2 protein-coding genes are annotated in these 15771 nt (G+C 57.8%); both read left to right on the top strand.

All coding sequences use genetic code 11. The annotated features are described in order from the left end of the window. Nucleotides 1–3598 (top strand): T9SS type A sorting domain-containing protein (locus VI215_05650; protein HEY6191796.1); only part of this gene is annotated, 3598 nt, incomplete at its 5' end. 577 nt (nt 3599–4175) lie between these two features. Then, the gene (locus tag VI215_05645) at nt 4176–15764 is read left to right on the top strand and encodes a T9SS type A sorting domain-containing protein (protein ID HEY6191795.1); all 11589 of its coding nucleotides are present in this window, start codon (nt 4176–4178) and stop codon (nt 15762–15764) included. Nucleotides 15765–15771: the final 7 nt, after the last annotated feature.

Genomic DNA, 15771 nt, shown 5'->3' with positions numbered 1-15771 from the left:
GACGATCAGCACGAGCACGGCAGGCACCTATTCAGTGACAGTAACGGATACGAAGGGCTGCACGGGATCAGGTACCGGGACACTCACGGTCGATTCGAGCCCCACGGTCTCTGTCAACAGCCCGACCGCATGTTCGAGCGTTTTGCCCGCGACTCTAACGGCGACGCCGAGCGGCGGAACCGGCGCGGTGACGTATTCCTGGAGCACGGGAGCGACGACATCGACAATCAGCACAAGCACAGCCGGCACCTATTCTGTAACCGTTACCGACACAAAGAGTTGCACGGGCTCAGGCACAGGTACATTGACTGTAAATCCGAACCCGACAGTTTCGGTGGGTGGTGTCGAAGTTTGCGCAAGCACGCTACCGGCGACATTGACTGCCACTCCAAGCGGCGGAACGGGCGCGGTGACATATGCCTGGAGCACGGGAGCGACGACATCGACGATCAGCACGAGCACCGCGGGAACGTACTCGGTGACCGTGACAGATACGAAGGGGTGCACGGGGACCGGCTCAGGGACATTGACAGTCGATCCGAATCCGACCGCCTCGGTCGCCAACGTGGAACGGTGCGCAAGTGCGCTTCCGGCGACGTTGACTGCGACACCAGCTGGAGGGACCGGCGCGGTATCGTATGCCTGGAGTACCGGTGCAACTACATCGACGATCAGTACAAGCACGGCGGGCACCTACAGTGTGACTGTGACAGATACAAAGGGTTGCACAGGATCAGGCACCGGGACACTGACGGTTGATCCGAATCCGACGGTATCAGTGGCTAATGTCGCAGCATGCGCAAGTGCGCTTCCTTCTACGCTCACCGCCACACCGGCAGGCGGGACGGGCGCGGTGACATATGCCTGGAGCACGGGAGCGACGACATCGACGATCAGTACGAGCACTGCAGGCACCTACTCGGTGACAGTGACAGACACGAAAGGATGCACAGGCTCGGGTTCAGGAACTCTGACTGTAAACCCGAACCCCACTGTCTCGGTTGACAGCGTACAGGCGTGCGCCGGGAATTCGGCCACGATGACGGCGACACCGGCTGGCGGAACAGGCGCGGCGGCATTCTCCTGGAGCACGGGTGCGACCACTTCGACAATCAGTGTCAGCACTGCAGGCAATTACTCGGTGACGGTAACTGATACCAAGGGCTGCACCGCCTCGGGATTCGGTAAACTGACCGTGAACGCACTGCCGGCCATCTCCTCAAATCCCACGAACCAGACGGTTACATCGGGGGGTTCTGCGAGTTTCTCTGTGACCGCGACGGGCGCAGGGTTGACCTATCAATGGCGCAAGGGTGGAGTGGACCTGGTGAACGGTGGGAATATCTCGGGTGCGACGACAGCAACTCTTACGGTGAACCCGGCCGCAACAGTGGATGCGGGTTCCTATGACGTGGTTGTCTCAGGGACGTGTCCGCCTTCCAAGACATCGACCGCGGCGACGCTGACTGTGACCAGGATCCCGACCACAGGTTCTTTGACCACGACTCCGAATCCCTCAGTCTTTGGCCAATCGGTGATCTTCAGCGACACGGTGAAGGGCGGGGCGACAACCGGTCTGGTCTACTTCAAGGTGGACGGGCTTGTGGTCGATTCGGCTGCCGTAAACGGAAGCGGAATCTCTCTCGTTTCGAAGTCGAACCTTGCAATCGGAACGCATGCCGTCGCAGCCTTCTACGGCGGGTCGGCAAGCTTTGATACGAGTACGTCAAACACGGTCTCTCAGGTTGTCAAGCCGGATACGTTTACAATCGCGGCCTCGGCGGGGCTTCATGGCACGATCAACCCGTCCGGCAACGTCAAGGCGGCTCGAGGATCGAATAGGAGCTTCTCGGTCACCCCGAGCGGCGGTTACCATGTGGATAGCGTGATCGTCGACGGCGCAAAGGTTGATTCGACGGCGAGCTACACGTTTATCAACGTGACCGCAAACCACACAATTCGCGCGACGTTCGCCCAGAGCACGTTTACGATCACGGCTTCGGCGGGCGCCAACGGGACGATCACTCCTTCCGGGGCGGTCGTGGTCAACGCCGGCGGAAACCAGGCGTTCGCGATCACCGGGAACACCGGGTATCGCGTGCTGGACGTCGAGGTCGACGGCAGCTCGGTCGGAACGGTTACGAACTATTCATTCACGAACGTGGCAACCGATCACACGATCTCGGCGACGTTTGAGGTGAGCCCGGCCTACGCGATCGCCTACCGCTCCTTCGCGGCCGATAGCATCGCGCTTGCGAGAGATAACAAGGGGAAGGCCGGCAAGTACGTAGCCCGGAAACCGGATAAGGTGGACTTCCTCTTCGTCGTGCGGAACGACTCCGTTGCCATAACCGATTTCCATGTCGAGTTCTCGATCGCAATCGACACGTCGAGACCCTTCTTCACGGTCCCCGCTTCGACAATATCCACAACGGATTCGAAGTTGAAGAAATGGAACTTCACGTTCAGTTCTCCGCTCTCGGTCGGAGATTCGGTGAGCGTGTCGGGATTCGGAGACAAGGGGAAGTTCCAGAAGGTCTCCAAGTATTACTGGACGAAGGCGTCGGTGCAAACCGGACCGAGCCATAAGAACCCGTTCTTCGTGAGGAACCAGCCCAAGCTGCCCATGCCGAACAGGATCAACGCGCTGGCCGAAGACTTCGCATTCAGCGGATTTGCGTCGACCAACGGGCTTCTTGTCGGAAAAGACCGGAGTCTGGACAGTGCGAAACAGTACGGGTGGCTGCAGTCGCCCAAGTATACGAACGTCGTGAAAACGTTAAGCGACAAGACCGGACGTCATACCGGAGCCGCCCACGGATTCAACGTACTTGTAAACGGCAAGCCGGTTCTCAAGCGCCATACCCAATTGCCGCCTCTAACGTTTAACGATGTCCTTCTTGCGGACATGATCGCGTTGAAGATTAGCATCGTGGCGAGCCAGCTTGAAAAGACACCGCTCGGGTTCGGGGAGCTGATTTACAACGACGGCGGCTCGAACCAGTTCAACGGACTGATGATCAAGGAGATTGCTCACGCAGGCGACTCGCTGATGATGGGCTCCTACAGCGCGGGTGTACACCTGTTCCCTGACGCGGCGACGTTCCATCTCCTCGACTCGACGGTCCAGAACATCAACAATGCGTTCGAAGGTCCGATGGATACGGTGAAGTTTTCCGATTCTCTGAAGTTGAAGGGAGTCCGTCTCCTTGCGGATGTACCGTATCTCAGGTCCAACTCAACCGTCGTGCCCGAGAAGCTCCAGCCGGTCCAGGTGATCAACCTCGATCTGCCGCTCAGTTCCGAATTGAGGCAGAACTATCCGAACCCGTTCAATCCGACGACCACGATCGAGTTCTCGTTATCGAACCCGGCGGTTGTCACGCTGAAGGTGTATAACACCGTGGGCCAGGAAGTGGCGACGTTGCTTGACAATCAGCAAATGGATGACGGAGAGCAGCAGGTTCAGTTCAACGCCTCGAAGCTCTCCTCGGGAGTCTATTTCTACAGGATAATTGCCGAGCAGATCGGGAACGAGGACGATGGGATACCCTCGAGTTACTTCAGCAGCGCGAAGAAGATGCTGTTGATCAAGTAGCAGGGAATTTCACCACCGCCTGCGCTGAGGCTCTGCAAGTCTCCGCGGGACCGGAGCACTGCACGACCATCGAGAGCCGATCCTTTCCCCTTCCGGGGAAGGGATCGGCTCCTCTTTTGATTCCAATGCAACCCCCTGTATGGAACGAACGACCGGGTAAAACAGCCCGTACCAGGCATATTTGGTCAGAAAGGGGTAAGATTAGGCCCCCAATTTGATATTTGTCACAAACTCTCTCCTCAAGTAGTGATATCTTCTATCCTATAGCTTCATCCTCGAGCCTTTGCATGATAGATTTTTTTTTCGCCAAACATCGGAAAAACAGCAGTTATACTTGATAATTCGCACCCCAATTCGTATGTTTAAGGGGCTTTCCACCAACGAAAGCCCGGCCATTTTTTCGGGGGAATTATTTGGAGGTGGGTGTCATCCCCCTATCCTCTCCATCACCACAATTTCAAGAAGGCATTCGAACCTTTATCTCAAATCCGAATCCATCAATACGGAAAACTAAATAGAAAAACTTGATACAGCCACCGTCTCGCTTCGACCCATACCATTCCACCGAGGGGTATCTATGAATAAATCTACTCTTTTATTCCTTCTAGCAATCACTTTCATCTCCGCATCACTCGCTCTGGGCGCCGGAACTGTCCGCTGGTCAGGAGGGACGAGCACAGCATGGGCGACGGCAGGCAACTGGACTGTGGTGACCGGCACACCGAGCACACCGCCCAGTTCAGCGGATGCGGTGGAGATCGGAACGGGCACAATAACCTTCCAGCCGACGATCACCACATCGGTGACCATTGCCTCGCTGACATTTGGCACGACTGCGTCTGGAACATTGACACTCGGGGCAGCCGGTTCGCTGACAATCTCGGGCAACCTTTCGATCGCGCCGACGAACAACTCCACGGATAATTTCATCAATGTCGGCGCTCAAACGTTGACTGTTCAAGGAACTGCGAATGTCGGCTCCGGAGGCGGATCGACCGCTGGCGGGACAATAAATGTGAGTACAGGGACTTTCCAGATAAATGGCACCCTGACCGTCAATAACAAAGGGCTCGTAGCCTTCAGCGGCGCCGGCACAATGATACTCCAGGGGGACTTTTCAAATGCCGGAACCTTTACTCCCGGAACGACGAGCACGGTAAACTGCAATGGAACGAGTGCTCAGTCTATCGCGGGAGGGACTTACATCACCCTCAAGAGCAATAACGCTGCGGGCATTTCCCTCGCAGCGGCGACGACCCTTACTACGCTCACCATTGGTGATGTCACCGCGAACAGCATATTCAGTGATGGTGGTTTTCAGGTTACCTCAACCGGCACACTCAATCTAACATCCGGGACTTTCCAGTTGGGTGGCGCCGCTGCCACGACTTTCCCCGCGTTTGCCACGAGGAACATTTCGGCTGGAACTACTATCGAGTATGCCTCCGCAGTCGCGCAGACGGTCTCAGCAACACCTTCGTATAAGAATCTGAAAATCTCCGGTGCTGGCGCCAAGACGGCTGGAAATAATCTCACAATCGACGAGGATCTGAACATTTCGGCTGGTACACTCAACCTCTCGACATTTACAGCGGACCGCTCATCGGCAGGTGGCACTTTGACCGTGGCGAGCGGCGCAACGCTGACTATCGGCGGAACCAACAGTTTCCCCGCCAGTTACACGACGCACACTCTCGGTTCGACGAGCGTCGTTAATTACAGTGGCACAAACCAATCGGTCTCCGGAGAGACTTACGGCACGTTGAATCTTAGCGGTGCTGGCACCAAGACGGCAGCGGGCCCGGTCACAATTAACGGCACGCTCTCCGTCGCGACCAGTACGACGCTAGATCCCAGTGGAAACCTGTTTACCGGAAGCGGCACGAACACCATGAGTTTGTCGGGTACCTTGATCGTGGATGCCTCCACATTCGCAGGATCCTATACAAGTTTCGAGACACGGACCATTAATGCGGGCAGCACTGTCCAATACTCGAACGCGAATCCTACTTTTGATGCGGGCCTGACATATCAGAACCTGACATTCAGCGGGTCCGGGACCGCCGGGACGAGCGGAGACTTGACCGTTCAGGGAACACTCGCAAACACCTTCCCTGCCGCCACGCTCAATTTCGGGTCGAGTAACGTCATTATCAGCGGGGCTGTCGCAAACCATAACGTTTCAGGCTTCACTACAACAGGCGGTCTTAGCTATACCGCGACGGCAAATACCACGACCCTCACCACGAGCGGGATCTCTGTCGCGTCGTTGACGATGAGCGGATCGGGGGGGACGCTCAATCTCGGAACCAATCTTTCGCACACAGTTTCGGGAAATGTAACCCTCACAGCAGGAACATTAAACGGCGGGACGACGTCTACCCTGGCTGTTGCCGGAAACTGGTCCGGCACAGGTACATTTACCGCAGGAACGGGAACGGTTAACTTTGACGGAGCAGGTGTCCAGGCATTACCGAGCACCGCCACCACATTCAACAATCTCACAATCTCCGGAGGCGGAACAAAGACGTTCGGTTCAAACACCACCGTCGCAAGTGCGTTGAGCGTGAACGCGGGTCCGACCCTCAGTCTCTCGACGTTTACTTTGGACCAGCGAGGAAACCTAACAGTCAACGGAACACTCAGCGGCACGGGCGCGATCACGCTCAGTACGACGGCCGGCGCAACCATTGACGGCACCGGTTCCATTACCGATGCGACATCGCTTGCGGTCACCGCCAATAAGACAGTGGCATCCACCGCCATTCTGTCCTTTCCTGGTACCATCGCTCTGGGCAATAGCATCGTCATGACCAATAATGGAGCCGTAACGAGCACCGCCGCAGGTGGAATAACAGGAGGGAACTCCTCCTCTGGCTGGACTCAAGGGACGAATAGCGTGCTTAACATCGCCGGACCTCTGTTGGCAACCGGTGTCTTAACAGCCACCGCGTCGGGGAATGTCGTTAACTATAATGGCACATCGGCTCAGACCACTAAAGGGGCTGCCTACATAACTCTAAAATCGAACAACACTGCGGGCCTCACGCTCGGCGCGGCATCAACGATCACAACTCTCACGATCGGCGATGTGACCGCCAGCAGCATCTTCAGCGATGGAGGGCTTGTAATCACCCCGAATGCCTCTTCGGTCCTTAATTTGACATCTGGCACCTACAAGCTTGGATCCGCAACGGTGGGGACGGCGTTCCCAGGTTACGGCACGATCAATATCGCTTCCGGAACGACAGTCGAATACGCCTCCGCAGTAGCCCAGGCCGTATCCACAACACCTTCATACAAGAACCTCACATTTAGTGGCGCGGGGACTAAGACACCCGCCTTGGGAACTCTGACAGTCGGAGGGAATTGGAGTCTCAGCAGCTCGAGCTCACTTGCGACTAACAATACCATCGTGAACCTGACAGGGACCCTGACCATCACATCAGGAACATTGACAGCAAGCAACACGGCCGCGTTCAATGTCGGTGGAGATTGGACAAACGGAGGCACGTTTACACCAGGAACAGGCACTGTGACGTTTAATGGCACATCTCCTCAGACGATCAGCGGGGCGACCGCAACGACCTTCAGCGGTGTAGCGATCACCAACACGACCGGGGCAATCTCGGTAAGCACAAATTTCAGCGCAAGCGGCACACTGAACTTGAACGGCGCGGCTACTCTTCTGAGTCCAGCACCGGCAGTAATTGTGAGCGGCACCGGGACTCTGACCGGTACAGGCACAGCAAAAGTTACCAGGACGGCAGCGACTGCCGATTTCTCTTCACAGTACACGATTACCAATAAGACGCTCACCAATCTGACTGTCGAATACGCCGGGGGGGCGGCGCAAAATCTGAGCGCGCTCACCTACGGAAACCTCAAGGTCAATAACTCGAACGGGATTACGCTCTCTGCCGGAGATGCCACGGTCAATGGCGCTCTGACCCTCACGAGCGGGATCATCGATGGGGTTACAAATAATCGGACAATCACGATCGGTTCATCGGGCACCGCAAGTACGGGGAGTAATTCATCTCACGTCAGCGGAAAACTTGCGCGCGTCTACAGCGGCACCGGCTCGAAGAATTTCCCCATCGGCAAGGGAGGGAACTGGCGGCCTGCTACACTCAATTATACAGGCCTCACCGGTACCAGCACCGTGACGGCAGAGCAATTCGAGTCTGCTCTCACAGGAACGATTCCCCCGAACACTGCACTCTATGCGTCGAGATTTTGGACTGTCACGCAATCCGGCGGAAGCGCATTTACCTATGATATTACTCTGGATGGAACCGGATTCAGTCCGACAGGCACTCCGAGGATACTGAAAAAGGACATTTCCACCATCGTTGCGTTCCCGACTTCCTTCTCTTCGCCAAATTACACCACGACCGGGCTGACGACTCTGAGCGATTTCGCTTTGGGGGATGAATGTACCCCTCCGGTGATCTCCGTAAATAGCCCGGAGGTTTGCAGCGGGAGCTCAGCCACACTGACGGCAACGGTCACATCGAACGGTCCGGCGACAGCGTATTTATGGAGTCCAGGCGGCGCAACAACCTCCACGATCAGCGTGAGTACGGCGGGGACGTACTCAGTGACGGTGACCAATTCAAACAGCTGTACAGGGTCAGGATCAGGCACACTCACGGTCAATCCGAATCCCACGGTTTCGGTTGGCAACGTCGAAGTATGCGCGAGTGCACTGCCTGCCACGTTGACGGCTACGCCGGCGGGTGGAACCGGATCGAAGACGTTCGCATGGAGTACTGGAGCGACCACATCGACGATCAGCACGAGCACGGCGGGCACATACACGGTGACTGTAACCGATACCAAGGGGTGTACGGGAACAGGTACGGGCACATTGACAGTCAATCCCAACCCGACGGTTTCTGTTAACAGCCCTGAAGTATGTGCTAGCGCCCTACCGGCTACTCTGACAGCAACGCCAAGCGGTGGGACGGGCGCTTCGACCTTTGCGTGGAGTACCGGAGCAACGACCTCGACAATCAGCACGAGCACGGCGGGTACATACACGGTGACGGTCACAGATACGAAAGGATGCACCGGGACAGGAACGGGCACACTGACAGTTGATCCGAACCCCACCGTAGCAGTAGCGGACGTGGAAGCATGCGCGAGTGCGCTTCCTGCGACACTGACCGCCACACCGAGCGGCGGGACAGGCGCAGTGACATATTTCTGGAGCACCGGCGCCACGACATCAACTATCAGCACAAGTACGGCTGGCACGTATTCCGTGACGGTAACGGATACGAAAGGCTGCACCGGATCGGGCTCAGGCACATTGACGGTGGGTTCTTCACTAACGGTGGGCGTCAATAGTCCCGAGGTTTGCACGAGCGCCCTGCCGGCTACGCTGACCGCAACACCGAGCGGCGGTACACCCGGCTACACCTATTCCTGGAGCACCGGAGCGACGACATCGACGATCAGCACAAGCACCGCCGGTACCTACAGCGTGACAGTAACAGACTCGAAGGGGTGCACAGGATCAGGTACCGGGTCGTTGACAATCCATCCAAACCCGACGGTATCGGTGGGGAACGAGGAAATGTGTGCGAGTGCGCTTCCCGCAACGCTGACTGCAACGCCGAGCGGCGGAACAGGCGCAGTGACATATGCCTGGAGCACCGGTGCAACTACATCGACGATCAGTACGAGCACGGCAGGCACCTACACCGTGACGGTAACTGATACGAAAGGGTGCACGGGAACAGGGTCAGGGACATTGACAGTTGACCCGAACCCCATGGTTTCTGTCAATAGTCCGGACGTATGTGCGAGCACCTTACCGGCAACATTGACGGCGACACCAAGTGGTGGAACAGGGGCGGTAACATATTCCTGGAGTACCGGCGCCACAACATCGACGATCAGCACAAGCACGGCAGGAACGTACAGCGTGACAGTGACGGACACAAAGGGTTGCACTGGTTCTGGTACGGGCACATTGACAGTTAATCCGGAGCCGACGGTGTCTGTTGCGAATGAAGAAGCATGCGCGAGCGCACTCCCCGCCACGTTGACGGCCACACCGGCCGGCGGAACCGGTTCAAAGACTTTTAGCTGGAGCACCGGTGCGACGACATCGACGATCAGCACAAGCACGGCGGGCACCTACAGCGTGACCGTAACTGACACGAAGGGGTGCACAGGATCAGGCACAGGGACGTTGACAATTCATCCGAACCCGACAGTATCGGTGGGGAATGAGGAAATGTGCGCGAGCGCGCTTCCAGCAACACTGACAGCCACACCGAGCGGCGGGACGGGTGCGGTGACATATGACTGGAGCACGGGTGCGACGACATCCACGATCAGCACGAGCACGGCGGGCACCTATAGTGTGACAGTCACAGACACGAAGGGCTGCACGGGCTCCGGGTCAGGGACCTTGATAGTTCATCCGAATCCGACCGTAGCGGTGGGGGACGAGGACGTCTGCGCGAGCGCGCTTCCCGCGACCCTGACTGCAACACCGAGCGGCGGGACAGGCGCAGTGACATATGCCTGGAGCACGGGGGCAACGACATCGACGATCAGCACGAGCACGGCCGGTACATACAGCGTGACCGTAACAGACACGAAGGGCTGCACAGGTTCAGGCTCAGGCACCTTGACGGTGGGTTCTTCATTGACGGTGGGGGTCAATAGCGCGGAGGTTTGTGCGAGCACCCTGCCGGCTACACTGACTGCAACACCGAGCGGAGGTACACCCGGCTTCACCTATTCCTGGAGCACCGGAGCGACGACATCGACAATCAGCACAAGCACGGCGGGCACCTACAGCGTGACCGTAACAGACTCGAAAGGGTGCACGGGATCAGGCACAGGGATGTTGACAATTCATCCGAACCCAACGGTATCGGTGGGGAACGAGGAAATGTGTGCGAGCGCGCTTCCAGCCACACTGACGGCAACGCCGAGCGGCGGAACGGGTGCCGTGACTTATGACTGGAGTACCGGAGCCACCACATCGACGATCAGCACGAGCACGGCAGGCACATACAGCGTGACTGTAACGGACACCAAGGGCTGCACAGGATCCGGGTCAGGGACATTGACAGTTGATCCGAACCCCACGGTAGCGGTGGCGGACGAGGACGTGTGTGCGAGCGCTCTACCGGCTACCCTTACTGCGACACCGACTGGTGGAACGGGCGCAGTGACATATTCCTGGAGCACCGGAGCCACCACATCGACGATCAGCACGAGCACGGCGGGCACGTACTCCGTGACGGTGACGGATACGAAGGGCTGCACAGGTTCAGGCTCAGGCACGTTGACGATCGGTTCCTCTCTGACAGTGGGTGTCAATAGTCCGGAGGTATGCACGAGCGCCCTGCCGGCCACACTGACTGCGACACCGAGTGGCGGAACTCCCGCTTACACCTATTCGTGGAGCACCGGAGCGACGACATCGACGATCAGCACAAGCACTGCGGGCACGTACAGTGTGACGGTAACGGACTCGAAAGGGTGCACAGGATCAGGCACAGGAACCCTGACAGTTCATCCGAATCCGACAGTATCGGTGGGGAACGAGGAAATGTGCGCGAGTGCGCTTCCCGCGACGCTGACTGCAACACCGAGCGGCGGGACAGGCGCAGTGACATATTCCTGGAGCACCGGAGCGACCACATCGACGATCAGCACGAGCACGGCTGGAACGTACAGCGTGACTGTAACGGACACGAAGGGGTGCACAGGAACAGGTTCTGGGACATTGACAGTAGACCCGAACCCGACTGTAAGCATGGCGAATGAGGATGTCTGCGCAAGCGCGCTACCGGCGACCATGACCGCCACACCGAGCGGTGGAACGGGAACAGTCACTTATGCCTGGAGCACCGGGGCGACGACATCGACGATTAGCACGAGCACCGCGGGCACCTATAGCGTAACAGTAACGGATACGAAGGGCTGCACGGGCTCGGGCTCGGGAACGTTGACAGTGAGTTCCTCACTGACGGTGGGTGTCAACAGTCCGGATGTGTGCGCGAGCACGCTTCCCGCTACTCTTACGGCAACGCCGAGTGGCGGAACTCCCGCTTATGCCTATTCGTGGAGCACAGGAGCGACGACATCGACGATCAGCACAAGCACTGCAGGAACGTATTCAGTGACAGTAACGGACACGAAAGGGTGCACAGGCTCGGGTACAGGGACTTTGACGATTAATCCGAACCCGACCGTAGCCGTGGGCAACGTTGAAGTATGTTCAAGCACTCTGCCGGCGACCTTGACTGCAACGCCGAGCGGCGGGACAGGAGCAGTGACGTATGCCTGGAGCACGGGCGCGACGACATCGACGATCAGCACGAGCACGGCGGGCACCTACTCCGTAACTGTCACGGATACGAAGGGGTGCACAGGTTCCGGATCGGGTACCCTCACTGTTGACCCCAACCCGACAGTAAGCGTGGCAAATCAGGATGTGTGCGCAAGCGCTCTTCCCGCCACACTGACAGCGACACCAAGCGGCGGAACGGGCGCGGTTACGTACGCGTGGAGCACAGGGGCCACAACATCGACAATCAGCACAAGCACGGCGGGCACCTACAGTGTGACCGTTACAGACACGAAGGGGTGCACGGGCTCGGGCTCGGGCACGTTGACAGTAAGTTCCTCATTGACGGTGGGGGTCAATAGCCCCGCGGTTTGCACCAGCGCGCTTCCCGCTACGCTTACGGCGACACCAAGCGGCGGGACACCCGCGTACACCTATTCCTGGAGTACGGGAGCGACGACATCGACAATCAGCACAAGTACAGCCGGCACCTATTCTGTAACTGTTACCGACACAAAGGGTTGCACGGGCTCCGGCACGGGTACATTGACTGTGAATCCGAACCCGACGGTATCAGTCGGTAATGTTGAGGTCTGCGCAAGCACGCTTCCCGCTACGCTTACGGCGACTCCAAGCGGCGGAACGGGTGCAGTGACATATGCCTGGAGCACGGGAGCGACGACATCGACGATCAGCACGAGCACCGCGGGGACGTACTCGGTGACCGTGACAGATACGAAGGGGTGCACGGGGACCGGCTCAGGGACATTGACAGTCGATCCGAATCCGACCGTCTCGGTCGCGAACGTGGAACGGTGCGCAAGTGCGCTTCCGGCAACGTTGACTGCGACACCAGCTGGAGGGACCGGCGCGGTGACATATGCCTGGAGCACGGGAGCGACGACCTCAACAATAAGTACGAGCACAGCCGGCACATATTCCGTGACCGTAACAGACACGAAAGGTTGCACGGGCTCAGGCACGGGCACACTGACGGTTGATCCGAATCCGACGGTATCAGTGGCTAATGTCGCAGCATGCGCAAGTGCGCTTCCTTCTACGCTCACTGCCACACCGGCAGGCGGGACGGGCGCGGTGACATATGCCTGGAGCGGGGGTGCGACGACATCGACGATCAGTACGAGCACTGCAGGCACCTACTCGGTGACAGTGACAGACACGAAAGGATGCACAGGCTCGGGTACAGGATCACTGACTGTAAACCCGAACCCCACTGTCTCGGTTGACAGCGTACAGGCGTGCGCCGGGAACTCAGCCACGATCACCGCAACCCCCGCGGGTGGGACCGGATCAAAGACGTTCGCGTGGAGTACCGGTGCGACCACGTCGACAATCAGTGTCAGCACCGCGGGTAACTACTCGGTGACTGTGACTGATACCAAGGGCTGCACCGCCTCGGGATTCGGTAAACTGACCGTGAACGCACTACCGGCCATCTCTGCGGATCCTACGAATCAGACCGTTACATCGGGATCATCCGCAAGCTTCTCTGTGACCGCGACCGGCGCAGGGTTGACCTACCAGTGGCGCATGGCTACCGTGAACCTGGTGAACGGTGGGAATATCTCGGGTGCAACGAGTGCCACACTTACGATCAATCCGGCTGCAGCGGCGGATGCAGGTTCCTACGATGTGGTTGTCTCAGGGACGTGTCCTCCTTCCAAGACATCAAATCCGGCGACGCTGACTGTGAACAGGATACCGACGACGAGTTCTTTGACCACGACTCCGAATCCCTCAGTCTTTGGTCAGTCGGTGATCTTCAGCGACACGGTGAAGGGCGGGGCGACAACCGGTCTGGTCTACTTCAAGGTGGACGGGCTTGTGGTCGATTCGGCCGCGATAAACGGAAGCGGAATCGCCCTTGTGTCGAAGTCTAATCTCGCAATCGGAACGCACGCCATTCTTGCCCGCTATAACGGGTCGGCAAGTTATGACACGAGCACGTCGAACACGGTCTCTCAGGTCGTCAAGCCGGATACATTCACGATAGCGGCCTCGGCCGGGTTGCATGGGACGATCAACCCATCCGGCAACGTCAAGGCGGCTCGAGGATCGAATAAGAGCTTCTCGATGGTCCCGAGCAGCGGTTACCATGTGGATAGCGTAATCGTCGACGGCGCAAAGGTTGATTCGACGGCGAGCTACACGTTTATCAACGTGACCGCAAACCACACAATTCGTGCGACGTTCGCCCAGAGCACGTTTACGATCACGGCTTCGGCGGGCGCCAACGGGACGATCACTCCCTCCGGGGCGGTCGTGGTCAACGCCGGCGCCAGCCAGGCATTCGCCATCACAGGGAACACCGGGTATCGCGTGCTGGACGTCGTTGTCGACGGCAGCTCGGTCGGAACGGCTACGAACTATTCCTTCACGAACGTGTCAGCCGATCACACGATCTCCGCGACGTTTGAGGTGAGCCCCGCCTACGCGACAATGTACCGCTCGTTCAGGGCGGACAGCATCGTCGCCTCGAAAGACAACAAGGGGAAGCCGAACAAGTACGTAGCACGCAAACCGGACAAGGTAGATTTCCTTTTCGTCGTGCGGAACGACTCGGTTGCCATAACCGATTTCCATGTCGAATTCTCGATCGCGATCGACACGTCGAGACCCTTTTTCACGGTTCCCGCTTCGACGATCTCCAACGGGGACCTTGGAAAAATGAAGAAATGGAACTTCACCTTTGCTTCTCCTCTTGCGCCTGGAGACTCCGTCCGGGTGCAAGCGTTCGGGAACAAAGGAAAACTCCAGAAGGTCGGAAAGTACTGGTGGACGAGGTCGACAGTGAAAAACGGACCGAACCATAAGAATCCGTTCTTCGTGCGGAACCAACCCAAGCTCCCGATGCCGAACCGGATCAACGCACTGGCCGAGAACTTCGCGTTCAGCGGTTTCATGTCGACGAACGGATTGCTCGTCGGCAAAGACCGCACGCTCGACAGCGCCAAGCAATACGGATGGTTGCTTTCTCCGAAGTACACGAACGTGGTCAAGACGCTCAGCGACAAAACGGGGCCTCATACGACCGCCGCGCATGGGTTTAACGTGCTTGTAAACGGCAAACCGGTCCTGAAGCGCCACACGCAGCTTCCGCCGGCGACGTTTAACGACGTGTTGCTTGCGGACATGATCGCGTTGAAGATTAGTATTGTGGCGAGCCAGCTTGAAAAGACACCGCTCGGGTTCGGCGAGCTGATCTACAACGACGGGACCGCAAATCCGCTGAACGGGTTGATGATCAAGGAAATCGCCCATGTCGGAGACTCGCTGATGATGGGATCCTACTCCGGGGGCATACACGTATTTGCCGATCAGGCGGCGTTTGATACCCTCGATTACACGATCAAGAGAATCAACAACGCGTTCGAGGGACCGATGGATACGGTGAAGTTTTCGGATTCTCTGAAGTTGAAGGGAGTCCGTGCCCTTGCGGATGTACCGTATCTCAGGTCCAACTCAAGCGCCGTACCCGAGAAACTCCAGCCGGTCCAGGTAATCAACCTTGAGCTGCCGCTCAGTTTCGAGTTGAGGCAGAACTATCCGAACCCCTTCAACCCGACGACGACGATCGAGTTCCAACTCTCCGATCCGGCGGTTGTCACTCTCAAGGTGTATAATATCGTCGGCCAGACAGTAGCGACGTTGCTTGAAAACCAACAGATGGAGGACGGCGAACAGCAGGTCGAATTCAACGCATCGACGCTCGCTTCAGGCATCTATTTCTACAGGATCTTTGTCGAGCAGCCCGCGAACCTGGAAGACGGGATTCCGTCAAATTACCACAGCACGACACGGAAGATGATTTTGGTCAAGTAACGAAGGA

This window comes from Bacteroidota bacterium (genome assembly GCA_036522515.1).
Lineage (GTDB): Bacteria > Bacteroidota > Ignavibacteria > UBA10030 > SZUA-254 > VBOC01.
The sequence above is the reverse complement of the archived record's forward strand: the minus strand, read 5'-3'. Positions and strand labels throughout refer to the sequence as shown.